23 protein-coding genes and 1 pseudogene are annotated in these 25144 nt (G+C 53.6%); 7 read left to right on the top strand and 17 right to left on the bottom strand.

All coding sequences use genetic code 11. The features are described 5' to 3' along the window. Positions 1-12: 12 nt before the first annotated feature. A complete protein-coding gene (gene mfd, locus ACTF5M_RS08205) occupies positions 13-3462 on the top strand; it encodes a transcription-repair coupling factor (protein ID WP_438960548.1) in 3450 nt (1149 codons plus the stop codon). Here the strand turns inward: mfd and ACTF5M_RS08200 are convergent. Beyond that, positions 3459-4661 carry a multidrug effflux MFS transporter gene (locus tag ACTF5M_RS08200; protein ID WP_438960547.1) on the bottom strand — a complete coding sequence of 401 codons (1203 nt, stop codon included), beginning with the start codon at positions 4659-4661 and terminating at the stop codon, positions 3459-3461. The genes mfd and ACTF5M_RS08200 overlap by 4 nt on opposite strands. After that, positions 4658-5308, bottom strand: a complete 651-nt coding sequence (locus ACTF5M_RS08195) for a DsbA family oxidoreductase (RefSeq protein ID WP_438960546.1) — start codon at positions 5306-5308, stop codon at positions 4658-4660. Before ACTF5M_RS08195 ends, ACTF5M_RS08200 begins: the two co-directional genes overlap by 4 nt. Before the next feature lie 150 nt (positions 5309-5458). Here ACTF5M_RS08195 and ACTF5M_RS08190 point away from each other — a divergent pair, with 150 nt between their 5' ends. After that, positions 5459-6082: a helix-turn-helix domain-containing protein gene (locus tag ACTF5M_RS08190; RefSeq protein WP_438960545.1), complete on the top strand. Its 624-nt coding sequence runs from the start codon at positions 5459-5461 to the stop codon at positions 6080-6082. A gap of 8 nt (positions 6083-6090) precedes the next feature. Here ACTF5M_RS08190 and ACTF5M_RS08185 read toward each other — a convergent pair whose 3' ends face one another. The 3 genes from ACTF5M_RS08185 to ACTF5M_RS08175 all read right to left on the bottom strand — a co-directional run bounded on the left by ACTF5M_RS08185 (position 6091) and on the right by ACTF5M_RS08175 (position 9064). Continuing rightward, positions 6091-6297, bottom strand: coding sequence for a hypothetical protein (locus tag ACTF5M_RS08185; protein ID WP_438960544.1), 207 nt, complete (start codon positions 6295-6297; stop codon positions 6091-6093). 72 nt (positions 6298-6369) lie between these two features. Continuing rightward, positions 6370-7041 (bottom strand): aquaporin, encoded by a 672-nt coding sequence (locus tag ACTF5M_RS08180; protein ID WP_438960543.1) that lies wholly within the window; start codon positions 7039-7041, stop codon positions 6370-6372. A 232-nt stretch (positions 7042-7273) separates the two neighbouring features. Continuing rightward, positions 7274-9064, bottom strand: coding sequence for an extracellular solute-binding protein (locus ACTF5M_RS08175; RefSeq protein WP_438960542.1), 1791 nt, complete (start codon positions 9062-9064; stop codon positions 7274-7276). Between the two features lie 344 nt (positions 9065-9408). Between ACTF5M_RS08175 and ACTF5M_RS08170 the strand changes: the two genes are divergently transcribed. Continuing rightward, a complete protein-coding gene (locus ACTF5M_RS08170; protein ID WP_438960541.1) occupies positions 9409-10194 on the top strand; it encodes a 3-hydroxybutyrate dehydrogenase in 786 nt (261 codons plus the stop codon). Next, positions 10191-11239, top strand: a pseudogene (locus ACTF5M_RS08165) (patatin-like phospholipase family protein). Before ACTF5M_RS08170 ends, ACTF5M_RS08165 begins: the two are co-directional and overlap by 4 nt. Before the next feature lie 28 nt (positions 11240-11267). On the opposite strand, the gene ACTF5M_RS08160 reads toward ACTF5M_RS08165, so the two are convergent. The 5 genes from ACTF5M_RS08160 to ACTF5M_RS08140 form a co-directional block, all read right to left on the bottom strand. Then, entirely contained in the window at positions 11268-11432 is a 165-nt protein-coding gene (locus tag ACTF5M_RS08160) for a hypothetical protein (RefSeq protein WP_438960540.1), read from the bottom strand. A gap of 3 nt (positions 11433-11435) precedes the next feature. Next, positions 11436-12152, bottom strand: coding sequence for a DUF502 domain-containing protein (locus tag ACTF5M_RS08155; protein WP_438960539.1), 717 nt, complete (start codon positions 12150-12152; stop codon positions 11436-11438). Positions 12153-12248: 96 nt separating this feature from the next. Further along, complete coding sequence (locus tag ACTF5M_RS08150; protein WP_438960538.1) at positions 12249-13166, bottom strand: pseudouridine-5'-phosphate glycosidase; 918 nt, start codon at positions 13164-13166, stop codon at positions 12249-12251. Positions 13167-13206: 40 nt separating this feature from the next. Beyond that, positions 13207-14082, bottom strand: a complete 876-nt coding sequence (locus tag ACTF5M_RS08145; protein WP_438960537.1) for a PfkB family carbohydrate kinase — start codon at positions 14080-14082, stop codon at positions 13207-13209. An 18-nt stretch (positions 14083-14100) separates the two neighbouring features. Then, positions 14101-14913: a DUF4198 domain-containing protein gene (locus ACTF5M_RS08140; RefSeq protein WP_438960536.1), complete on the bottom strand. Its 813-nt coding sequence runs from the start codon at positions 14911-14913 to the stop codon at positions 14101-14103. Here ACTF5M_RS08140 and ACTF5M_RS08135 point away from each other — a divergent pair. The 3 genes from ACTF5M_RS08135 (at position 14900) to tsf (ending at position 17965) form a co-directional block, all read left to right on the top strand. Next, a complete protein-coding gene (locus tag ACTF5M_RS08135) occupies positions 14900-16015 on the top strand; it encodes a HupE/UreJ family protein (protein ID WP_438960535.1) in 1116 nt (371 codons plus the stop codon). The genes ACTF5M_RS08140 and ACTF5M_RS08135 overlap by 14 nt on opposite strands. A 200-nt stretch (positions 16016-16215) precedes the next feature. Further along, the gene (rpsB, locus tag ACTF5M_RS08130; protein ID WP_438960534.1) at positions 16216-16995 is read left to right on the top strand and encodes a 30S ribosomal protein S2; all 780 of its coding nucleotides are present in this window, start codon (positions 16216-16218) and stop codon (positions 16993-16995) included. 91 nt (positions 16996-17086) lie between these two features. Continuing rightward, positions 17087-17965 (top strand): translation elongation factor Ts, encoded by an 879-nt coding sequence (gene tsf, locus ACTF5M_RS08125; protein WP_438960533.1) that lies wholly within the window; start codon positions 17087-17089, stop codon positions 17963-17965. Between the two features lie 85 nt (positions 17966-18050). On the opposite strand, the gene aroQ is transcribed toward tsf, so the two are convergent. From aroQ to ACTF5M_RS08090, 7 genes are all read right to left on the bottom strand, one after another. Further along, complete coding sequence (gene aroQ / locus ACTF5M_RS08120; protein WP_438960532.1) at positions 18051-18488, bottom strand: type II 3-dehydroquinate dehydratase; 438 nt, start codon at positions 18486-18488, stop codon at positions 18051-18053. Between the two features lie 236 nt (positions 18489-18724). Continuing rightward, positions 18725-19969: a tryptophan synthase subunit beta gene (trpB, locus tag ACTF5M_RS08115; RefSeq protein ID WP_048597517.1), complete on the bottom strand. Its 1245-nt coding sequence runs from the start codon at positions 19967-19969 to the stop codon at positions 18725-18727. 12 nt (positions 19970-19981) lie between these two features. Then, positions 19982-20770, bottom strand: coding sequence for a tryptophan synthase subunit alpha (gene trpA, locus ACTF5M_RS08110; RefSeq protein ID WP_438960531.1), 789 nt, complete (start codon positions 20768-20770; stop codon positions 19982-19984). A gap of 114 nt (positions 20771-20884) precedes the next feature. After that, positions 20885-22087, bottom strand: a complete 1203-nt coding sequence (gene kynU / locus ACTF5M_RS08105) for a kynureninase (protein ID WP_438960530.1) — start codon at positions 22085-22087, stop codon at positions 20885-20887. 24 nt (positions 22088-22111) lie between these two features. Further along, the gene (locus ACTF5M_RS08100; RefSeq protein ID WP_438960529.1) at positions 22112-22927 is read right to left on the bottom strand and encodes an alpha/beta hydrolase; all 816 of its coding nucleotides are present in this window, start codon (positions 22925-22927) and stop codon (positions 22112-22114) included. Between the two features lie 99 nt (positions 22928-23026). Then, positions 23027-24667, bottom strand: coding sequence for an ABC transporter permease (locus ACTF5M_RS08095; RefSeq protein ID WP_438960528.1), 1641 nt, complete (start codon positions 24665-24667; stop codon positions 23027-23029). Positions 24668-24778: 111 nt separating this feature from the next. Beyond that, on the bottom strand, positions 24779-25144 hold a 366-nt coding region (locus tag ACTF5M_RS08090; RefSeq protein WP_438960527.1), incomplete at its 5' end, for a winged helix-turn-helix domain-containing protein.

Here is a 25144-nt window from a genome sequence, read left to right as displayed (position 1 = left end):
TAGGTCATCCGAATGACCCAACCCCTGATCATTTCCGGCGCCCCCGAGGGCTATGACGCCCAACTGCTTTTACGTGAGTACGAAAAAAGTGGCAGCGTTATTCACGTGGCGCGCGATGACAAACGCCTTGAAGCGATGCGCGAGGCTTTGGCGTTTTTCGCACCTGACGTCCCCGTTATCAGCTTTCCTGCGTGGGATTGTCTGCCCTATGACCGTACATCGCCCAATGCAGATGTCTCTGCGGCGCGGATGGCGGTTCTGGCGGGGCTTGTGGCGGGTGGGCCGAAACAGTTCATCTTGCTGACCACTCTTAATGCAGCGACCCAGCGGATCCCTGCGCGCAGCGTGCTTGAAGGGGCAAGCTTTATCGCAACTGTCGGGCACCAAGTGAACGAAGAGGCGCTGCGGGCGTTCTTAGTGCGCATGGGCTTCACCCAAAGCCCCACTGTTGTAGAGCCTGGTGATTATGCGGTCCGCGGCGGGATCATTGATGTATATCCGCCGGGCCAATCGGGGCCAGTGCGGTTGGACCTATTTGGGGATGTGTTGGACGGCGCCCGCCGGTTTGATCCGGCCACACAACGCACCACAGAAAAGCTGTCGGTTGTTGAATTGGCACCGGTGTCCGAGGTCATCTTGGACGAGCCAGCGATTACGCGCTTTCGCCAGACCTACCGTATAGAATTTGGTGCAGCAGGCACAGACGATCCGCTTTATGAGGCTGTGAGCGCAGGGCGCAAACATGCTGGCATCGAACACTGGTTGGCGTTTTTCCACGATCATCTTGAGACCCTTTTTGATTATGTGCCCAACGCAGCGATAGCGCTTGATGATCAAAGTGCAGCCATGCGCGACGCCAGATGGGCCAGCATCGTTGATCAATACGAAAACCGCCAAGAGGCGCTAAAGCAGAAGAAACGCTTGGGCACTGTTTATAAGCCGGCGCACCCTGCGGGTCTTTACCTTGATGATGACGCATGGACCGCGGTTACATCTGAGCGGCGCGTGCTTCAGCTGGATGCTTTGCCGCAATCAACAGGTGCAGGGGTTATTGATGCGGGTGGGAGAATTGGACGCAATTTCTCACCCGAACGACAGCAAGAAAGTATTAGCCTATTCAGTAGCTTGTCAGCACATATTAGAGCATCACTTCAAGAGCGACCTGTGATTATCGCCTCATATTCCGAAGGCGCGCGGGAACGGTTGCACGGGCTTCTTGCGGATGAGGGGCTGGTTGATCTGGCGCCAATTTCAAACGCTGCAGATATCGCCAAAGGCCGCGTTCATCTGGCAGTCTGGGGGCTTGATCACGGGTTTGAAAGCCCTGAAATGGTTGTCATTTCAGAGCAAGATGTCTTGGGAGACAGGCTAATCCGCCGCGCCAAGAAAAAGTGCCGCGCGGATAATTTCCTGTCTGAAACCCAAAGCCTTAGCCCCGGTGATTTGGTCGTTCACGTCGACCACGGTGTTGGTCGCTTCATGGGCCTTGAAGTTGTCACAGCCGCAGGGGCGGCGCATGAATGTCTGTCCCTTGAATATGCGGAAGCTGCAAAGCTGTACTTGCCCGTTGAGAACATTGAGCTGTTATCCAAGTTTGGCAACGATCAGGGCTTGCTTGATAAGTTGGGTGGTGGTGCGTGGCAGGCCAAGAAAGCCAAACTTAAAGAACGTATTCGCCAGATCGCTGATCGTTTGATACGCGTCGCGGCAGAGCGCGCCTTGCGCACAGCACCGATGATGGAGCCGCCCTCTGGTATGTGGGACGCGTTTTCGGCGCGCTTTCCTTACCAAGAAACTGATGATCAGTTGAGCGCCATTGGCGACGTGCTTGACGATCTGGCCAGCGGCCAACCTATGGACCGACTCATTTGCGGCGATGTAGGCTTTGGCAAAACCGAAGTTGCGATGCGCGCAGCATTTATTGCGGCAATGTCGGGCGTGCAGGTTGCGATCATCGCACCCACCACGCTGTTAGCGCGTCAACACTACAAATCATTCGCCGAACGCTTCCGTGGCTTTCCGTTGGAGGTGAGACAGCTGTCTCGCTTCGTCTCGGCCAAAGAGGCCAGCGAGACACGTGACGGCATCAATCGCGGTACCGTTGACATTGTGATCGGCACCCACGCGCTACTGGCAAAAACTGTGCGTTTTGAACGCCTTGGGCTACTTATTATTGACGAAGAACAGCATTTCGGCGTCCAGCATAAAGAGCGTTTGAAACAGATGCGGACAGATGTCCATGTCCTTACCCTGACCGCCACGCCCATTCCGCGAACGCTGCAACTATCACTTTCTGGCGTGCGCGACTTGTCGATTATTGGCACGCCGCCGATGGACCGTCTTTCAATCAGAACCTACGTCAGCGAATTTGATCCCGTCACGATCCGCGAAGCGCTTCTACGTGAGCATTATCGTGGTGGGCAGTCGTTCTATGTGGTTCCGCGCATCTCTGATCTACCTGAGATTGAGGAGTTTTTGCGCGAAGAAGTTCCCGAAGTCAGCTTTATAGTGGCAAACGGTCAGATGGCCGCGGGTCAACTCGACGATACAATGAACGCGTTTTATGACGGCAAATACGACGTGATACTTGCGACAACTATTGTGGAGTCGGGCATTGATATTCCGACGGCCAACACAATGATTGTGCACCGCTCTGACATGTTTGGTCTGTCGCAGTTGTATCAAATTCGCGGGCGCGTGGGTCGATCCAAAACCCGTGCCTATGCATATCTGACCACAAAACCCCGGGCAAAACTGACACGTACCGCCGAAAAACGTCTGCGCGTACTTGGCAGCCTTGATACGCTCGGGGCCGGTTTCACCTTGGCGTCCCAAGACCTTGATATTCGCGGCGCAGGGAATTTGATTGGTGAAGAACAATCGGGGCAGATGCGTGAGGTAGGATACGAGCTTTACCAATCCATGCTTGAGGAAGCGATTGCCAACATCAGGTCTGGCAAAGCTGAAGGTTTGATTGATGACGGACAATGGGCGCCGCAAATTAACCTTGGTGTACCAGTGTTGATACCCGAAGACTTCGTTCCTGATCTTGATGTGAGGCTTGGATTATACCGCCGTCTCAGTGGGTTGCAGAGCAAAGTTGAACTAGAAGGTTTCGCCGCTGAGTTGATCGACCGGTTCGGCAAGCTACCCCGTGAAGTGAACACATTGATGCTTGTCGTTCGGATTAAAGCGATGTGCAAAAAGGCAGGAATTGCCAAGTTGGATGCAGGTCCCAAAGGCGCGACGATCAGCTTTCACAACAATAAATACGCATCCCCTGAAGGCCTCGTTGCCTTTATGGATGAGCAGAACGGTGATTCACGTGTTCGCGACAACAAGATCGTGGTTGCGCGGCAGTGGTCGAGTGAAGCGGACAAAATCAAAGGATCATTCGCTCTGGCCAAGGCTCTTGCCGAAAAAGCGATTGCCCATAAAAAGAAGCAAAAAGCGAAAGCTTAGGGGCGAATACCGCGCGCTGTCACATAGGCCAAAGTGATGCAGACAGTGATGCCAATCGCGACTGGTAGGGGCGTGCCATCAAACGCAAGGCCAATGGGGGCCGCGATCAGAACAGAACCAACGGTAGCGGAGCCTTGTAAAAGCGATGCCGCAAACCCCGCGATGTGCCCAAGCGGTTCCATGGCCAATGCATTCAGGTTTCCCAATGTAAGGCCCACGATAAAAAACACCGATGTGGTCCAGATTACATAGATCACAAAGCTGTTTGCTGGGCTCAACAGCCAAACTGCAATCGTAACGGCCGATATTGCGATCTGTCCCAGTAGGGCCGTTGATATGACCCGCTGCATGCCCAGTTTGACGACGATTTTGGAGTTAAGAAACGATGCGCTTGCGGCTAACACCGCGATCAAGGCGAACCAATACGGGAACTGAGACACCTGTCCGTAAACATCAGCAAAAACCTGTTGCGTCGAACTTAGGGCGGCGAAAAGACACGCATAAATAAGGGTTTGTGTCATGATCGACCGTCTCACAACACTGAGAGACACCATTTCACGAAAGGCCGCGGCCAATGAGGTAAAGGCGAGGGGCCGCTTTTGGACAAGTGTCTCGGGTTGCCGGATTAAAAACCAAAGGCTGGTCAAAATGCTGAAAACAGCGAAGGCGGCAAATAGGCCACGCCATCCGGTAAAGCCTACAATGACGGCGCCAATAGAAGGGGCAATCGCCGGCACAAGAGCGAAGACCATCATGATCAGTGACATCAGTCGCGCCATTTCGCGGCCAGATGTTTGGTCGCGGACGATGGCCATTGCAACAACCCGCGCGGCAGATGCACCAAGTCCCATGGTGACGCGGGTGATTAGCAAAAGGGTAATCTCAGTTGTGCAGATCGCGACCATGCAGGACGCGACATAAAGCACTGCACCAAAGATCAACGTGGGACGACGGCCAAACCGATCTGCCAAAGGCCCCACGAAAAATGTACCAATGCCCATGCCGAACACAAACGCAGTGATCGTCAGTTGGGCATTATTCGGATTACTTGGCGTCAGGCTTTGCGCAATATCTGGCAGTGCTGGCAAAAGCGCGTCGATAGAAAACGCAATCGTTGCCGTCAACATGCCCATCAACGCGATAAATTCGCGAGGACCAAGTGCCTGGGTTGGCCCGCGGCGGGTTTGCGCTTGGCTCATTCGGGTGATGCCAACTGTTCTTTGATGTCGTTGATCACTTGGACCCATAAGTCTGGACCTTGCGCACCGGGAACAGCGTGCTGGTTTGCAACAACAAAAGTGGGCACAGAATTAACACCCATTTTGCGGCTATGTGCATCCCGATCGCGAATGTCTTTTGCATCTTCATCTGTGGCCAGAAGTTTGCGCACGAGGGCTGCGTCCATTTCAACACTGTCAGCAATATCAGCGAGCGTTTCGTGATCTGCGATGTCCCGTCCGTCTTCAAAATAGGCTTTGAAAAGTGCGTGCACCATTGCCGTCTGCTTACCTTCAATGCCTGCCCAATGAATGACACGGTGCGCATCAAGCGTGTTTGGCGTGCGTGTAATGCCCTCGAAATTGATCGTGAGGCCTGCTTTTTCAGCGGCGTCGACAACGGGCGCATAAGCGCGGACGGCACTCTCTTTGCCGCCAAACTTCGTTTCCAGATACTCACGGCGGTCCATGCCAGCGGCGGGCATATCAGGATTTAGCTGAAACGGATGCCACTCGATTGTGAATGGGTGGTCAGGCACCTCTGCCAGTGCTTTGAACAGATGCGTTTTGCCGATGTAACACCAAGGGCAAATTGGGTCGGATATGATATCAAGCTTAACCACGGGCATCTCCTTTACGAGGCACTGGCGATGAGTTGCGTGGTGTTTGGCAGGGAAGCGGGGCGAATGTAAAGCGGGCAAACCAATTGAACAGGGGCCTGTGCAACTTTGCAAAGCATGTTGTTGCCAGCGGTTGTTAGCGTGGGCTATAGGCTTTTCATGACTGATTTACCTGCAAAATCCCTGATCCAAATCGCCCGTGAAAGTGGTGAGAATGCCGCGCCCGAACCTGTTGATCTTGGATCTCGGGTACGAGAGTTGCGCAAAGCGCGCGGTTGGACCCTTGAACAAGCAGCAAATCAGGCGGGATTGGCGCGCTCGACCCTGTCAAAAATTGAGAACGGGCAGATGTCGCCTACATACGAGGCGCTTAAAAAGTTGGCGATTGGGCTGGAAATTTCTGTCCCACAACTCTTCACGCCACCGGTGAAGGGACAGGTAAACGGCCGCATGGCGATCACCAAAGAGGGCGAGGGTGCCCTCACAATTACCACGACCTACGAGCATGAGTTGCTTTCAGCCTCTCTCACCAAAAAACAAATGCTGCCATACCGCGCGCGGGTTCGTGCGCGGACCCTTGATGAGTTTGACGGATGGGTGCGCCATGATGGTGAGGAGTTTTTGTACGTTCTTACAGGAACAATTCGCCTTTTTACGGAGTTTTACGAGCCCGTTGAGATGCGCCGCGGCGATAGCGCATATTATGATGCTGCAATGGGGCACAACGTGATCTCAACCAGTGAGGACGATGCAACGATCTTGTGGGTAACATCGCTGGCCTAAAGCCCGCGTCACCCGACGTGTTGTGAATTCTCAGTTGGCGGCGTGGCAATCACCAGATCAAGCTGCTCTGATGTTTCGGTGATCAACAGCTCGTTCACGCGCGCAAGATACAAAACCAACTTGTCACGATCATGGGGCAGAAAGCGCATACTGCTGATATCTGTGGCGGGAAAGTAGCGGTTAATTGTGGGAATATCGTCTGGCGTCAAAATCATCGGGAACCTCGGCAACTGTTTACCTGTTCAGGCTAAGTCCGCAGGGGTTAAGAATTGGTGGATGTTTGCGCGTTATTTTGAGAACAGTTTTGCAAACAATGGCATGGCGAGCACGACTGTCACCAGCTGAACAAGTATGAACGCTGGCACGCCTTCTGGTGCAATCCCTGCGAATGTATCGGAGAGGCCGCGCGCAATTGTAACGGCGGGGTTGGCAAAGCTTGTAGATGACGTGAACCAATACGCGCCGGTTATATAGAGTGCGACAAGTGTCGGAACGGCTTCTGGTTTACTGCGTAAGCCCCCAAAAACCACAAACAACAAACCGAACGTCGCGATCCCTTCTGATATCCATTGCGAGACACCTGTCCGCACGGTGCTTGAGAGTTGGAAGACCGGAAGTTCAAAAATTAAGTGCGTCAGCCAAACCCCTGCAATTGCGCCACTTATTTGCATTAGAGCAAAGCCCGCTGCAGCGTTACGCGATATTTCTTTACGCAAATAAAAGGCGAGCGTAACAGCAGGATTAAAATGTGCACCAGAGATCGGTCCAAGCACGGTAATGATGACATAGAGGATACAGCCCGTGGCGATTGCATTTGCCAAAAGAGCCAGAGCGATTGAGCCGTTTGACAGCGTCTCGGCCATAATGCCAGAGCCAACAACACCAATCAGCAAGAACGCCGTACCAAGTGCCTCGGCAGAGAGTTTGCGCCATAGATCGGGATCAGTGAAAGTATGCATCTACGTCGGGTCCCTGCGTTCTGTGAATTTGAGCCTACGCCCTAAAAAACGACTTTACCGACAGTTTTGACGGGTATTGTCACGGCTTTGGTTGCCAATCGTGCCGGAGTGCAGGCAGTGACCGCGCAAATCGCGAGTAGTGTTATAAAAAGGCGCATTTGTGTTGCTTTCGATGTCTTGACGCCTCGCGTGTACCCATAGGGGCGCAAGGCGTCTAGTTACTTTAGCTCGTTCAGTCGGCCTCAAACCACCAAACATCGGGCTGCCAACCAATCCAGTCACCATAGATGGGTAGGCTTTCAGGGTATTTCAGTTCCTTGGCGTGGGCGATGCGGCTGATGTTGAACTGGTAGATCGGTATGACAAAGCGCCCTGTGGTCAAGATACGGTCCAATGCCCGAACGGCTGCCAAAAACTCTTCGCGGCTTGCGGAATTCAGCATCTTGTCAATCATCGCTTCTGCGGCGGGACTATTCATGCCCATCCAATTGCGGCTGCCGGGTTCGGTGATCCCATCAGCGCCCCAATATGCGTATTGCTCGGTACCTGGCGACAGGGACAGACCGCGGCGATAGTAGGTCATGTCAAAATCATAATTGGTAGTACGGTCTTTGTACTGCGCCCCATCAACGGTTGTGACTGTCGGGGTGATGCCAACACGCTCAAGCGCTTTTGTATAAAGCTCGATGATCGCGATATTCTCAGATGATCCTGATTTTAGCAGAATCTCAAAAGTGAAAGGCGTGCCGTTTGCATCAACGAGGACACCTGTATCATCAACGGAATATCCAGCACTTTTAAAGTTCTGCAAGGCTTTCCTAATGTTGCGCCGATTGGCTTCTGAGCCGTCGCTGACGGGTAGGGCGTATCCCTCAAGAGCGCCGGGTAAAAGCTCGTCCGCGAAGGGGGTTAAGAACTCTTTTACCAAACCATCTGCGGGGCCTTCCTTCATGCCCAATATCGAATTTGAGTAGTAGCTGGTGATGCGCGGCTGCTTGCCATCCGTCATAGCGTTGTTGATGAATTCAAAGTTAAACGCATGAAGCAGAGCGTCGCGCACACGCCAGTCTTGGAACGCCTCACGACGGGTATTCATGACAAAACCTGTGATACCCGAGGGCCGCTCATGAGGCAGCACTGACTTCACCACATCGCCCGCGTCAATTGCTGGGAAGGCGTACTGCTGGTCCCATTTTTGCGCGTTAAATTCGCGGTTTGAGTTCAAAACACCTGCTTTGAACGCCTCGAACTGCGCAGTTCCATCCCCGAAAAACTCCATACGCACTTCATCAAGGTTCATGGTGCCACGGCGGAATGGCAGGTCTTTGCCCCAATAATCATCGTTGCGTTTCATCACCACAACGCGGCCTGCCTCATATTGATCCACAACATAAGGAGAAGTTGTGATCGGCACGATATCCAGACTGCTGTCGGCGAAATCAACGCCCTCCCATTGGGACTTTTTCAATATGGGACGCATGCCCGCGATCAACGCAAGTTCGCGATTTGCTTCATTGAACGTAAACTTCAATGAAAGTTTACCGGTTTTTTCGGCACTTTCGATTTTTTCCCAAAGCCCATGGTAACGCGGATGCCCGACGGTCCCCAGTGTCTCGTAAGACCAAATCACATCTTCGACCGTAACGGGGGTGCCGTCCGAAAAGCGAGCTTCAGGGCGAAGGGTAAATTCCACCCACTCGCGATTCTCACCTACCTCAATCGATTCGGCGAGAAGCCCATAGAGCGTAAATGGTTCGTCCCAAGAGCGTCCCATGAGGCTTTCCACGCCCAAAAAGCGCAACTGCCACGGTGGACTGCCCTTCAATATATAGGGGTTCAAACTGTCAAAAGTGCCAACTTCCCCCGTAGCGATAGTACCACCCTTGGGAGCATTCGGGTTTGCATAGGGTAGAGACACAAAATCTGGTGGTAATTGCGGCTCACCATACATGGCGATCCCGTGTTTTGGCTCGGCAGCGGCGAATCCCGCGACTGAAACTGCTGTAACTACACCAGCTAACATACCGCTATAATTGAAAATATTTAGTTTCATTTTAGAAACAATCCCCGATCAACCATGTTTGATTGCTATTTGACCGCAACCACCGCGCTAACACAACGCAAACATTTCTGCTTGGCGCGCCTTAGCGAAACAGATATACAAGTGTCACTGCTCGATAGGTTTCTTGCCTGTATGAAACCTGCCTCAATAACTTACGCCAGCTTCGTGCTGGCGTTTTTTTTGGCCAATCGGTTTTATCCGCAGTCCGTCAACACAACAATCCGGGAGGGTGAAGGCCATTACACTGGCATTTCGCACTCGCAGCATTATGGTGGCCTTAACACTTTGGCAAGGAGCATTCACGAATGGCAATTGTTACGGATTTGACGCGCAAAACAGCGGTAATTACTGGATCAAACTCTGGTATCGGGCTTGGCGTGGCAAAGGAATTGGCGCGCGCTGGCGCGAATGTTGTGCTTAACAGCTACACAAATAACGATGAAGATCACGCCTTGGCCCAATCCATCGCGGATGAGACAGGTGTCTCCGCGAAATATATTCAGGCGGATATGTCCAAGGCGGACGAGTGTCGCAAGCTGATCGCGGAGGCGGGCGCCTGCGATATCTTGGTCAATAACGCCGGCATTCAACACGTAGCCGGTATTGAGGAGTTCTCGACAGACAAATGGGATGCCATCATCGCAATCAACTTGAGTTCTGCCTTTCACACATGTGCCGCCGCGATCACCGGCATGCGCGCGGCAGGGTGGGGGCGCATCATTAATGTGGCGTCCGCCCATGGCTTGACTGCGTCTCCGTATAAATCTGCCTACATTGCCGCCAAACACGGCGTCGTGGGGCTTAGTAAAACCGTAGCTTTAGAAACCGCAGAAGAGCCGATCACCTGTAACGCAGTATGCCCTGGCTATGTGTTGACACCCTTGGTCGAGGCGCAAATTCCCGACACCATGAAGGAATACGATATGAGCCGCGAAGATGTGATTAAAAACGTCATGCTAAAGCGCCAGCCTTCTAAGGAATTTGCAACTGTTGAACAGATGGGCGGCACGATTGCGTTTCTGTGCTCTGATGCGGCAGCCCAAATTACTGGTACGACCATTTCTGTGGATGGTGGCTGGACAGCGTTGTGAGTGGGGCCAAAGCGGGCGGGGCAAGCAAGTCGGTAAACCTCGCGCTACAAGGGGGCGGGGCGCATGGCGCCTTTACTTGGGGCGTTCTGGACCGTCTTTTGGATGAAAAACGGCTGACAATTGCGGCCATCACGGGAACATCTGCAGGGGCCATGAACGGGGCTGCGTTCAAGTCGGGCATGGTCACCGCAGGGCGCGAAGGTGCGCGCGAATACCTTAACTGGCTATAGTCCCAAATTGGGGCAACGGGCGCTAGCGGGTTAAGTGATTGGATGCATGGCTCTGCCGCATCTGTGAGCCGCGCTTTTGAAATGTCGCCGGCCCTTGCGGCCATTGATCTGAGTAGTCGCGTCATGTCGCCCTATGCGCTTGGGCCTTGGTACAAAAACCCGCTGGCCCGCATTGTAGAGGCGTTTCGGTATGACACGGTTTGCGCTAATGAAGGCCCTGCGCTTTTTGTCTGTGCCACAAACGTGCGCAGCGGTAAAATCCGCGTGTTTGACCACGATGACATCTGCCCAGAGGCCATTATGGCAAGTGCCTGCCTGCCGACACTCTTTAAAGCTGTTGAAATATTTGACCCCAACACGGGCCGCGATGAGGCCTATTGGGACGGCGGATATACTGGCAATCCCGCGCTGTTTCCGCTGTTTCAAGGCGCGCTTCCCAGTGACATTGTGGTGGTTAATATCAAGCCGCTGCACCGAGAAGAATTGCCCGTATCCGCGCACGCCATCCAAAACCGAATTAACGAAATCAGCTTCAATTCATCCCTGCTTCGCGAATTACGCGCGATTGAATTTGTGCAGCGGTTGCTGGGGATGGAACGATCAGCGAAAGCACGATGAAGGGGATCAACGTGCATATGATTGCTGATGACCCATTGATGAATGAGCTGAGCGTCGCAACAAAACTACTGCCATCGGGCTATGTTCTGGGGCAACTTAAAGAAGCAGGACAGCGCGCTGCAGATCAGTTTTTAACGGATCACTGGGGCGATGTCGGTGTCAAAAGCAGTGTGGATTTACCAGCAATGTTTAGCTGAAATCTTGTGCTGAACACCCAATGCTATCTTAGGGCTCATCATCGTCCATGTGCGGGTTGTTCAGACCAGAAATCACCACAAAAGCAACAATTGCACCAACGCCCACACCAAGGGCTATCAGCGCATCAAACGCTATCCAAGCGGCGCCAACCAGACCTAACAACAGGACAACAAAGATCACATTTCGAGACATGGGCTAGCCATTTACCGGGGCGGATGGATCTTTAGAATTGGGGTAAACCAAGCCCGCTGAGATAACCAATTTCGCCGCATCTTCAACACTCATTTCAAGCTCGATAACGTCCTCGGTCGGAAAGAACAGCAGAAATCCCGACGTGGGGTTTGGCGTGGTTGGTACGAACACGGACATCATTTTGTCCGCGCCGCCTTTGTCCAAAACCTCTCCCTTGGTTGTGGTCGAGATAAAGCCGATGGCCCAGATACCCTTGCGCGGATATTCAATCAGGCAAGCCTTATCGAAATTTGTATCTGTTTGAGCAAAGATAGTCTCGGCGATTTGTTTAACGCCGCCGTAAATGCTGCGCACCACGGGCGTCCGCTCAACAATGCTTTCGGCCCACCGCAATAGGCTGCGCCCGATGAACCCTTTTGCAAGCCAACCGATGAACACAGTGAAGAGCAGAAACATCACAACGCCAATGCCGCGCACATTGATCTGACGATCAACCTCAAGGCCGAAATAGGTTTGGATCAACCGGTCAGGTTGCCATGAATGGGGCACAAGCGGCAGGACGAACCCATCAATCCAGCCCACAACTGTCCAGATCAGCCAAATGGTCAACCCGATCGGTGCGATAACCACCAGACCCGTCAGAAAATTCGACCGTATGCGCGAGAAAGGACCAACACGGCGGGGCGGAAGATCAGGAGAGAACGGGTCAGTGTTTGGCATATGATCTGCTCGTAAAACGGGGTGTTGAAAACATAGCTAGGCTATGCGCCTTGCGGATACAACGGGCAGCGCCAACATAACGGCGCCCTAACTGCGTTATATTGTTGCGCTGCTTATTTCCTTGGCAATCTGTGCGGCCAGGCGCGCATTGTTGCGCACCAGCGCAATGTTGGCAGTCAGGGATGCACCGTCCGTTAACTTCAGTATCCGACCCAACAAGAACGGGGTTACTTTCTTGGCTATAATGTTTTGCGCCTCGGCCTCGGCAAGGGCCTGTTCAATGATTGGATGCAGCACGTTCTGTGGAATTTCCGCCTCTTGTGGGATTGGGTTCGCAATCAATTGTCCGCCGGGCACGTTCATTTGCATGCGCATCAGATGGGCTGCAGCGATCTGTGCGGCGCTATCCATCCGCAAAGGCGCGGCAATGTCAGAAGTCGCTGACCAGAACGCGGGCAGGTAATCTTGACCAAACGCGATGACGGGCACCCCAAGCGTTTCGAGAACCTCCATCGTTTTTGGCAAGTCCAGAATGGCCTTTGCGCCGGCGGCAACAACTGTGACCGGCGTTTGGGCCAACTCGTGCAGGTCGGCTGAAATATCAAAGCTGTGCTCGGCGCCGCGGTGCACACCGCCAATACCGCCCGTTGCAAAAACGCTGATACCCGCCAGGCGAGCACCGATCATAGTGGCCGCAACAGTTGTAGCGCCTGTCCCACCTGTTGCGATGCACGCGGCCATATCCGCGCGGCTCAGCTTGGCGACGTTTTTTGCCTGACCAAGCGCATTGAGTTGATCGGCATTCAGACCGATATGAAGCGTGCCATTCATCAATGCGATTGTTGCTGGGACGGCACCGTTTTGGCGCACGACATCCTCAACACCGCGGGCGACCTCAATGTTTTGGGGGAAGGGCATGCCATGGGTAATGATGGTGCTTTCAAGAGCAACGATAGGCTGGCCGGCTTTGCGGGCAGACGCAACTTCATCGGAAAAAATCATAGGAACAGTCATTTATGTGCGCCTCCGGCGGGGATATTTTGAACAAAAGAAATTATAGCCCCGAAACGTAATGGGCCGCCGCAGCAAGCCCATCGGTTAAGGCATTTTCGGGCGAGCGGCCTGCAAGTTCGGCTGCAATATGGGCGGCCATGAACGTATCCCCCGCACCTGTGACGCGCATTTGGGGCACTTTCGGTGGGGTGGCAGACCAGATTTGGCCACTCTCGCCGAAGGCGGCTTGGCGGGCACCATCTGTTACCAGAACGCGTGTCGCTCCTTTTTCCGCCAATGCCTCAGCACCGCTTTTTGCATCGCTCAGTTTTTGTTGGGTCAGCAGTTCGGCTTCCTCAAGGTTGACGTAAATCGTGGCCTTGGGGTGGGTGAGTAATGGCGTCAGCCGCATGACTTTGCCCGGTGAGGCAGGCGCGATGCGCAGGTCCGCATCTTTGAAACACGCATCACTTGCGATTTGAGTAAGTAGACTTTCCGTAAGGTTGCCATCAAGTGCGATCACACCACCGTAAGGTTTCAATGCGCTGCCGAGTGTTCCGTCCTTCAAAGGGGTCAGAACTGCGCCTCCCGCTCCCTCAAGCGAATGCGCATCTGCAATCGCTGCGATCAAACCATTTGCGCCTTCAATCGCCATATACCGATCTGTTGGCAGATCTTTAGGACGATAGAGTTGCGTTGTGTCCATGCCCATTGTGGCGCAAGCGCGGACCAGCTCGTTGCCTTCTTCATCTGCGCCAACTGCACTGAGCAACACAGGTTTCAGGTCAAAACGCGCAAGCGTCATTGCAATATTAAGGGCGACACCACCAGGAAGGCGCGTGATCCGGCCGGGCCGGTCGTTGCCAGTAACCATCTCCTGGTCATGGCGCCCAATGATATCCCACAAAACGGATCCGATGCATAAAATCTGTGTCATGCCGTGCGATATAGGCGATCACTCTGGCGTCTGAAAGGTCAATGCCGCCCAAAGCGTATCCCAAACCGCGTTTGTCTTCACCTGCCGCTCATTAGAGGGCACGCGCAATGTCACAGCGTCCAAAAGATAGGTGGTATCAGGCTGTAACATGATTTCAGCGACGCCATTTTCGTTGGTTCGGGTTGTTGTGATTTCGACTGTATCATCTGCTGCACGGGCAAAAATCTCGATCTGCCTGTCAGGTTGCGGCGCGCCGTTCAAAAGCAGTTGGACGGGCAGCGGAGTATTGGGGGAAAACTGATAAGGGTTGGCCAGGGCCACCAGTTCGGTCTCAAGACCCATCACCGCGTCTTGGCCATTACAACTGCCGACGCAGGCAAGCATTTTCACGTGACGGGTGTAGGCTTCAACAAAATCGGTCTCGGGCAAGCCGCGGGTATCATGGCGGATTTTGATGTCAGGGAAATCTTTATGATCGGCAAAGGCCTGAAATTTCTCCCACTCTTTATAACTCAGCGTCGAAACTGTGCTTTCATAACCGATGACTTGAAGACCTGCTGGCTGGTCTGGCAGGCTAAGGGCAGGGCGGTCGCCGATCGTACCGGGTACGCGCTTAAGGCCATCTGTGCTTAAGACATCAAAGCCGGTGAAGCTGCGAGGGTTGTAAATAAGTCCACCTCCCACAAAATTCTGCCCATTTTTAAGTTCGGCGGTGAGTGTTTCGCCGGTTTCTACTTGAAACTCGTCAGCATCCAGCCACACTTCGTGGGGCAAAGCTGCACTGGAACAGCAAAAATAAGTAAGAAGGCTAAGACTAATGAGATTTTTCATGTGGCTAAAGGTGTTGGTTTTGCTGGCGGTGTCAACCGTTGCAAGCGCCCATGAGGTGAACCCCACCGTGGCGGATCTGACGATTTCAGAGGGTGAAGTGACCCTTGAGTTGGGCGGAAATTTTGAGAGTTTTCTTGCCGGGATTGACCTGTCCACGGTGGAAAACACCGATGATGCAGCAAACGCCGCGGATTATGATGCGTTGCGCGCCCTAAGCGTTGAGGCCTTTGAAACACGTGTCCGCGATCAGTTCGACACAGTTGTCCAAAACATCCTTGTTGAGCTGGGTGGTGAGACAGGTGTCCTCACGCTTAATTCTGTTGAAGTTCAAGACCTTAGAGATCTTGAGTTGCCACGCTTGACACAGGTGTCCGCAACCATCGCAAACCCTGAAAACGCCCCTGTTCAAGTTGGATTGTCGCAGAAGTACGGCCAACTGATCCTGCGCCAACAAGGGGCAGGTGAGAACGGTTTTGCAGGCCTTTTGGGGGCAGGTGAAATGTCGCCAATTCTAACTGCGGCTGGTGGGCAATCCGAGGGCGCGTGGGACACATTCGTGCGCTATATCCCCGTGGGCATCGAACATATCGTCCCGCTTGGCCTTGATCACATTTTGTTTGTTCTGGGTCTTTTCTTCCTTGCAGCGCGCCTGAAGCCGCTTTTGTGGCAAGTCAGCGCGTTCACATTGGCGCACACTGTGACATTAGCCTTGGGCGCGACTGGTGCGGTAACAATTGACCCCTCAATTGTTGAGCCGTTGATCGCGCTTTCAATCGTTTATGTGGCCGTTGAGAACATCTTTACGGATGGGCTAAGCCGCTGGCGTCCGGCGCTCATTTTTGCGTTCGGCTTGTTGCACGGTTTGGGCTTCTCGACAGTTCTGGGCGTCTACGGCATTCCGGAAGGTCAGTTCTTGCCAGCGCTGATCGGCTTTAACATCGGGGTCGAGCTTGGCCAGCTGATCGTGATTGCTGTTGCTTTTGCGCTTGTCGGATATTGGTTCCGCGACAAAACATGGTACCGCCCTGTGATTGCTATTCCTGCCAGCCTGGGCATTGCGATCATCGGTGCGTACTGGGTGCTTGAACGGACCGTCCTCTAAGCCTTTCTCTACGCCGGTCGAAATTTCGATCTAGCACCTATAATATGGGGCTTGTGCTGGTTGGAGTGCTGGGTTAAACGCCCAGCATTTCAACTCCGCATGCGGGGATGGGCCATGTGCAGGGAGACATCCTGCAAAGGTCCGCCGGTTGAGACATTTGTCTCTTCCCCCGCTGAGGCTAAACCGGAAAGGATACGGACATGGCCGTCGATTTCACCATGCGTCAGCTCTTGGAAGCAGGCGTACACTTTGGTCACCAGACACAGCGCTGGAATCCACGTATGCAAGAGTTCATTTATGGCTCACGCAACGGCATCCACATTATGGATCTCACACAAACCGTCCCAATGCTCGACGCGGCTCTGAACGCTGTTCAGGAAACTGTCGCAAAAGGCGGTCGCGTGCTTTTCGTTGGTACCAAGCGTCAGGCACAGCGCCCGATTGCTGAAGCTGCTGAGAAATGCGCACAGTACTACATGAACCACCGTTGGTTGGGCGGCACGCTCACAAACTGGCAGACTGTTTCCAAGTCTATCGCACGTTTGAAAGCCATCGACGAAGCATCTGAGCGTGGCTTTGAAGGCCTCACAAAGAAAGAGCGTCTCGGCATGGAGCGTGAGCAGGGCAAACTGCAAGCGTCCTTGGGTGGTATCCGCGAAATGGGCGGTGTTCCTGATCTGCTTTTCGTCATCGACGTGAAAAAAGAAGACCTGGCAATTGCCGAAGCGAAAAAGCTTGGCATTCCGGTTGTTGGCATCGTTGACACAAACTGCTCACCATCAGGCGTTGACTACATCGTTCCAGGCAACGACGACGCGGCACGCGCGATTACACTGTATTGCGATCTGGCTGCACGCGCGGCTCTGAAAGGCATGAGCGCACAGATGGGTGCTGCGGGCATCGACCTTGGCGCAATGGAAGAGGCATCTGTTGAAGAAGCTCTTGCAGAAGCACCAGCGGACGCACCAGCAGAAGCGTAAGCTTTACACATGTGTTGAACATCTACGGGGCACGCGACGGGAAACCACAGCCTCGTAGATATATCTTTTTTATACTTAGGAGAGACTTGAGATGGCAATCACTGCTCAACTCGTCAAACAACTGCGTGAAACATCCGGCGCAGGCATGATGGACGCTAAGAAAGCGCTGACTGAAACCGATGGTGACATGGAAGCGGCAATGGACTGGCTTCGCACCAAAGGTCTTGCAAAGGCGGCGAAGAAATCTGGCCGTACGGCTGCTGAAGGTCTTGTTGCTGTTGCTGTTAAAGCCGGTAAAGGTATCGCAGTTGAAGTGAACTCTGAGACTGACTTTGTTGGCAAAAACGCTGACTTCCAAGCTATGGTTGGCAACATTGCTACCGCAGCTTTGGGTGTGTCTGACGTTGATGCGCTGAAAGCGGCTGAAATCGACGGAAAAACTGTTGAAACAACCGTAAATGACGCGATTGCGACAATTGGTGAGAACATGTCGGTGCGCCGCATGGGTGTTCTTGAAGGTGCGCATGTTGCGACATACGTCCACAATGCTGTTGCAGATGGCATGGGGAAAATCGGCGTCTTGGTTGCGCTGAGCGGCGATAACGAGGCGTTCGGCAAGCAGGTTGCGATGCACATCGCGGCGGTCAACCCAGCGTCTCTTTCAGAAGCTGATCTGGACCCAGCCGTTGTTGAAAAAGAGAAAAACGTCCAAATGGATATCGCTCGTGAGAGCGGCAAGCCAGAAGCTGTGATCGAAAAAATGATCGTTGGCCGGATGAAAAAGTACATGTCAGAAGTGACATTGCTGAACCAACAATTCGTTGTAAACCCAGACCTGACAGTTGCTGAAGCAGCCAAAGAAGCTGGCGTTGAGATCACTGGCTTCTCACGTTTGGAAGTTGGCGAAGGCATCGAGAAAAAAGTAGAAGATTTCGCTGCTGAAGTAGCAAAAACTGCTGCTGGTAGCTAATACAACCGCTTCATCGGTTGATACAGAAATAGAGGAGGGCGCCCAGATGTGGCGCCCTTTTTTTGTAGCTAAAAAAGTTAGGTCGCTATTTGCGCAAATAATCTGCTGCCGCGTGCAGTGCCAACTCGTAGCCGTACGCGCCAAAGCCGCAGATCTGTCCCACAGCGACGGGTGCGATATGCGAAGTATGGCGGAAGTCTTCACGGGCGTGAATGTTCGACAGATGCAGCTCAATCACAGGAACCTCAACAGACGCAATCGCATCGCGCAGCGCGATTGATGTATGCGTATAGGCACCAGCGTTCAGAATGATCAGATCGTGGGTGCTTTTTGCAGCGTGGATTGCGTCGATCAACACACCTTCATGGTTCGACTGCTGAAAGCTTAACTCAAACCCGAACGAATGCGCCAACGTCAAACAATTGGCCTCAATATCCTTTAGCGTCATCGCGCCGTAAACCTCGGGCTGCCGTGTGCCCAACAAGTTAAGGTTTGGGCCGTTCAGGATAAGAAGTGATGCCATTGGACTGCTTTCGTTTTGTTGCCTACGATTAGCCTAGTTATACAAAGCGATGCAACCAATGGATACTGTCAGACTAATATCCTAGCCATATCCATGCCTTACGTTCCTTACTTGAATCAAAATATTGGACCAGTATGTATGACATTAACATAATACTGATTATACGATATACAGATGTCTAAAAAAGGCGATGTAAGAAAGCCCTACACCGCCCATGTCAATTCGCTAACAATCCGTTATTCGAAGGTCCGACCTTCAGGTCCAGACATATCGAACCCGAATGCACGCGCCACTGTGAAGATATCTTTGTCCCCACGACCGCACATGTTCATCACCAGCAAATGGTCTTTCGGAAGCTCTGGCGCGATCTTCATCACATGGGCCAAGGCGTGTGATGGCTCGAGTGCAGGAATAATACCTTCCCGCTCACAGCTGAACTTGAACGCTTCAAGCGCTTCTTTATCGGTGATGCTGACATATTGCGCACGACCAATGTCATGAAGCCACGCATGCTCAGGACCGATACCTGGGTAATCCAGACCCGCAGAAATCGAAAACCCCTCAAGGATTTGTCCATCGTCGTCTTGCAGCAAATAAGTGCGGTTTCCGTGCAGCACACCTGGGCGACCGCCCGTCAATGACGCACAATGCTCCATCTTTGCGTTTACGCCCTTGCCGCCCGCCTCAACACCGATGATGTTGACGCTCTCATCATCAAGGAACGGGTAAAACAGCCCCATCGCATTTGACCCACCACCGATCGAGGCAATCACAGTATCAGGCAAGCGCCCTTCGGCTGCGTCCATTTGTTCGCGTGTTTCTTTGCCGATGATTGATTGAAAATCACGGACCATCGCAGGATACGGGTGCGGTCCCGCCACGGTGCCAATGCAGTAAAACGTATCGCGCACATTGGTAACCCAATCACGCAGTGCATCATTCATGGCATCCTTCAATGTACCACGGCCTGAGGTTACAGGCACCACTTCGGCGCCCAAAAGCCGCATACGGAATACGTTAGGCGCTTGGCGTTCCACGTCGTGTGCGCCCATATAAACAACGCATTTAAGACCAAACTTTGCGCAAACGGTCGCTGTTGCAACACCGTGCTGTCCTGCTCCGGTTTCGGCAATAATGCGCGTTTTGCCCATCCGGCGCGCCAAAATAATCTGGCCCAAAACGTTGTTAATTTTGTGTGCGCCTGTGTGGTTCAGCTCGTCACGCTTGAGGTAAATTTTAGCGCCACCAAGGGCCTCGGTCATGCGCTCTGCGAAATAAAGCGGCGACGGGCGACCTACGTAATGGGTCCAAAGGTCATGCATCTCGGCCCAAAAACTATCGTCGGTTTTGGCGTTCTCGTACTGCGCTTCAAGTTCGAGGATTAGTGGCATAAGCGTTTCAGAAACAAACCGCCCCCCGAAATCACCAAAACGGCCATTCTCGTCAGGCCCGTTCATAAAGCTGTTAAAAAGTTCAGTCATCGGTCTGTTCCTTTAGCTATGGGCCGCATCGGCAAGGGATTTTACAAAGCTCAATACATCTGCGGGCGCATCGCCCCGGCCAATCCGTTCAACGATGGCTGAGCCTACAACAGTACCGTCGGCGATCGCCGCAATATCGCGTGCAGCTTCGGGTGTTTTAACGCCAAACCCAACAATAACGGGCAAATCTGTAGACGCTTTGATGCGGTCAACTTCTGGTTTTACATCAGCAGCTTGGACAGCCGCAGTGCCGGTTACACCGGTCATCGAGACATAATAGACAAAGCCAGAAGTGTTCTGCAGCACTTTGGGCAAACGCGCAGCATCAGATGTAGGGGTCGCGAGACGGATAAAGTTCAGGCCAGCGTCTTGGGCAGGCAAGCAAAGCTCCACGTCTTCTTCTGGCGGCAAGTCCACAATAATCAGCCCATCGATACCAGCCTCTGACGCGGCGGCAAGAAACGTATCAACGCCCATCGAATAGATCGGATTGTAATAGCCCATCAGAACGATTGGGGTCGTCTGGTTTGTCTCACGGAATTTAGTCGCAATTTGCAGCGTTTTGGTGAGGGTTTGCCCCCCTGCCAACGCGCGCTGGCCCGCCAACTGGATCGTGGAGCCATCGGCCATCGGATCTGTAAATGGCACGCCAAGCTCAATAATATCGACGCCCGCATCGGGCAGCCCCTGCATCACCTCAAGCGAAGTTTCATAATCCGTATCACCGGCCATGACATAGGCGACGAATGCCTTTTGGTTCTGGGTTTTGAGACGGGCAAATGTGTCGTCGATGCGTGTCATGTGGCTTCTCTCGTTTTGCGTTACGTCTTATTGAACGGTCTTTGGCAAGGACGCAATCGCTTGCACACAAATCTGCCAAATCTATCGCGGTTTTGGGGTATTTCAGAGGGGCTGTTAGGTGACGCGGCGTGTGATCTTGAACTCTGGGCTATCCCATAGCCGATCATTCATCACGTGCTCCAATATTTCGGTGGCGCGGATCACATCTGCCTCATCGAGATAAAGCGGTGTGAAGCCAAAGCGCATGATGTTTGGCGCGCGGAAATCACCGATCACATCTTGTGCGATCATGGCCTGCACGATCGCGTAGCCCTCGGGGTGAGAGAAAGAGACTTGGCTGCCTCGTTCGGCACCGTTGCGAGGGCTTGCAAGCTGCAAATCAGGGCAGCGCGCCTCAACCTGAGCAATGAAAAGCTCGGACAATTCAAAACTGGCACGGCGTAGGTCCTGCATATCGACATCGTCCCAGGCCTCAAGGGCTTTTTCCAAAGCGCTTAATTGCAATACCGGTGGCGTCCCAACGCGCATCCGCTCGATCCCCTCCGCAGGTCTGTAAGACGGCTCAAACGCAAAAGGCGCATCATGCCCCAGCCAACCGCTTAGCGCGGGATCAATTTTCGGGATCAAATCGGGACGCACGTAAATGAACGCGGGCGCGCCCGGCCCCCCGTTGAGGTATTTGTAGCTGCATCCAACCGCAAAGGCGCAACCGCTGGCCTCAACATCCACTGGCACGGCCCCTGCACTATGGGCCAAATCCCACAACATCACCGCACCCGCGTCATGGGCCGCATCGCTTACGGTCTGCATGTCATGCATCCGGCCTGTGCGGTAATCCACTTGGGTGATCATCGCCACAGCAACGTCACATGTCATGGCATCAGTCACATCTTCGGGCGCTACAATGCGCAACTCATGCCCCTGCCCCAAATGTTTGATCAGCCCTTCCGCCATGTAGATGTCAGATGGAAAGTTACCGCTATCTGTCAAAATGACTTTTCGGTCAGAATTAAGGTTTAGCCCGGCTGCCAACGCCTGATATACTTTTATAGAAAGCGTATCGCCCATGGTGACACTGCCCGCAGGCGCGCCGATCAATGCAGCAATTTTGTCACCGACGCGCGCGGGTTGCGCCATCCAGCCATCGACGTTCCAGCCTTTGATCAAATGCGCGCCCCATTGATCCACCGCCGCGGTTCTTAGCGCCTCATCAACACCACGCGGTAACGGGCCAAGGGAGTTGCCATCAAGGTAAATCATACCTTCAGGCAGATGAAACCGATTCTTTACGGGCAAGCGGACGGGCGTGTTTGTCATCAGGTTCTCACCTTACGTCTTGGGCTATTCGTTGCCAACAAAGCAGGTGGTAAGCGCACTTTGCGGGTCTTTCAGCCCTTCAATGACTGAGAAATGATCATGGGTGCCGTCAATGTGCAAGGTGATCTCTATGTCAAAACCTGACCACACGTTATGCAGGAGGCGTGCTTGCCGAATGAACTCTGGCCGCTCGCCCCCGCCAACCCATGCGGTCATCCGCGCTGCCCTATGCGGGTCTTTCAGTGCGGCACTTTCTTGGCGGACCTCACCAGGATCGAGGGCAAGCTTATGGTTCATTTCCGTACGCATAATGGGACGCAAATCATGAAGGCCGCTGATTGAAACGCAGCCTTCAGCACGCTCCATCACGTCTGCTGCCAAGGGCGTATCTTCACACATCATGCGGCTAACCAAATGCCCACCAGCGGAATGACCGGCCAGACGAATTGGCCCAGACACTAACTGAGCTGCCGATGAGATTGCGCGCCCAATCTGTGCTGTCATCTGCGAAATACGGGCGTCGGGTGCCAAAGTATATTGCGGCAAACACACGGCCCAACCTCGCTGACGTGCACCTTCTGCAAACTGTGACCAGTCGGATTTCCCGGTCCGCAGCCAATAGCCACCGTGAACAAACACTGCCAACCCTTTGGGCTGTGCCTCTGGCCAGAAAATATCTAAACGCTCGCGCGGATCAGAGCCGTATGAATGTTCGTTCCACTGTACGCCGCTTGCGCGGTAGGCTGCACCATCGGCCTTCCACATCACCGGAAAAGCGTCTGATCCCGCAACATACGCCATATTGGCATAGGCATCATCCCAGTCAGTTTTCGTGCTCATGTGATGCTCCCCGCGCTATTTGTCGGGTATCTATGCACGAGGTCACAGAAGATGGAAATGCCGCGCAGAGTAATTTGAGCTACCCAAAACTGAAGGGGCTCAGTTTTGGCGGCGACCGACTTGACGGCATAAGATGATTACGGGGATCAACCCCAACGCGGCAATCACAAGAGACGGAACTGCGGCACCTTCCAGGCGCTCGTCCGAAGCAAGCCTGTAGGCCTGAACGGCTAGCGTATCAAAATTAAAGGGCCGCATGATCAGGGTGGCAGGAAGCTCTTTCATCACGTCAACGAAAACGATGACCAGCGCCGTCAGTAGGCTTGGCTGCAAAATAGGCACATGCACGCGGCGCACCGTCGCCAAAACCCCTTGCCCCAAAACACGTGAGGCAGAATCCATGTTGGTGCTGACCGCGGCAATACCACCCTCATACGCGCCAAGCGCGGCGGCGGAAAAGCGGATCATATACGCCCCGACCAAAAGCCAGATCGAACCGGTAACGAGCAGCCCTGTTGAGATACCAAACTGCGCGCGCATCGCCGCATCGAGCGCGTTATCAAAGGCAGCGAATGGCACGATCAGCCCCACTGCAATAACGCCGCCGGGCACAGCGTAGCCCAATCGCGCCGCATAAAGACTGCTGCGGGTTAAAAAGCTTGGGGCCACGCGCTGGATTGAGCCAAGCACGATCGCGCCCAACACCGTCAAGCCCGCCGCCGTTCCTGCAAGTGTGAGCGAGTTGCTTGTAAATGCCAGATACCGCCTGCCAAACAGATTTTGCTCGGAACCGATCGCCATCGTCAAAAGGGCGACCGTGGGAATGATGACACCGAACAGCACAGGCAGCACACAGAACGCCGTAGCCGCTACATTCGCGCCACCGCTTAATGGAATGCGAGCAAGGCGTTGGCCTACGCGGGCGCTGTCGTATCTGGCAGCGCCCCGGCTGGTACGTTCAAGAATTGCCAAGAACAGCGCAATGACCAAAAGCCCAAGCGCAAGCTGTGCAGCAGCCGCACGGTCAGCCAAAGTGAACCAGCTTGTGTAAATGCCCGTAGCAAATGTTTGCACACCAAAATAGCTGACAGTTCCGAAATCAGCGATTGTCTCCATGGCTGCGAGAAGCACGCCAGAGGCAATCGCCGGCCGCGCCATGGGAATGCACACAGTGCGAAAGGCATTCCACGGGCTGCGTCCCAAAGCACGTGCGGCATGAAATGTTGTCGCCCCCTGCCCCAAAAAAGCAGCGCGCGCGAGCAGGTAAACGTAGGGGTATAGCACCAGCGTCAACATCACCGTTGCCCCACCTAAACTGCGAATTTCGGGAAACCAGTAGTCACGCGGGCCAAGGCCCGTTACGGCGCGCAAGGTAGATTGAACAATGCCCGGGTGGTCCAGCAAATGCGTGTAGGCATAAGCCAACACATAGGCGGGAAACGCCAAGGGCAGCACCAGGGCAATCTCAAAAATACGTCTGCCGCGGAATTCGGTCATGCTGACAAGCCACGCAGTGCCTGTTCCCAAAACGAATGTGAAAAAACCAACCAAAGACACCAACCACAAGGTGGTGCCAGCATAATTCAACAGAACCGTATCAAAAAGGGCGGCAAGCGTGTCTGTCGATCCCGAAAACGCAGCCACAAGCACACCCAGATGCGGCAGCGCAAAGAGCACCCCAAGGGTCAACGCCAAGCCAGTTAGGATTTTCTCGCCAGCTGATTTTGGCCGCTTTGCCATAGAGCTTTCCCTCAACACCGTTCTTCAGTGCGGGATGCCTATTCAGATTAAATTAGTCAAGTAAAGAGCGTAAGCTTGGCGCGACAAACACGCTGCCAAGCTTCCCAAGTCTTAGCCCAGTGCGTATCCTGCCCCGCGCACAGTGCGCAGCGGATCATTGCCGCCGTGGGTACATAGCGATTTGCGCAAGCGCCCTACATGAACATCGACTGTCCGCGTATCCACATAGATATCGCGCCCCCAAACCCGGTCCAAAAGCTGATCGCGTGACCACACCCTGCCTGGTTTTTCGATAAAGGTTGCAAGCAAGCGAAACTCCGTCGGGCCCAGCTTAATGTTGCTGCCATCGCGGGTTACTTTGTGCGTTTCACTATCAAGAATAATGTCATCAAAACGCAAAGTCTGGCCAACAGTTGACGGGCGGACGCGGCGCAATTGAGTACGTACCCGCGCCATTAACTCTACCACGGAGTACGG

Source organism: Nereida sp. (genome assembly GCF_965655635.1).
In the GTDB taxonomy this organism is placed as follows: domain Bacteria; phylum Pseudomonadota; class Alphaproteobacteria; order Rhodobacterales; family Rhodobacteraceae; genus Nereida.
This window is presented reverse-complemented; position numbering and strand designations above follow the sequence as displayed.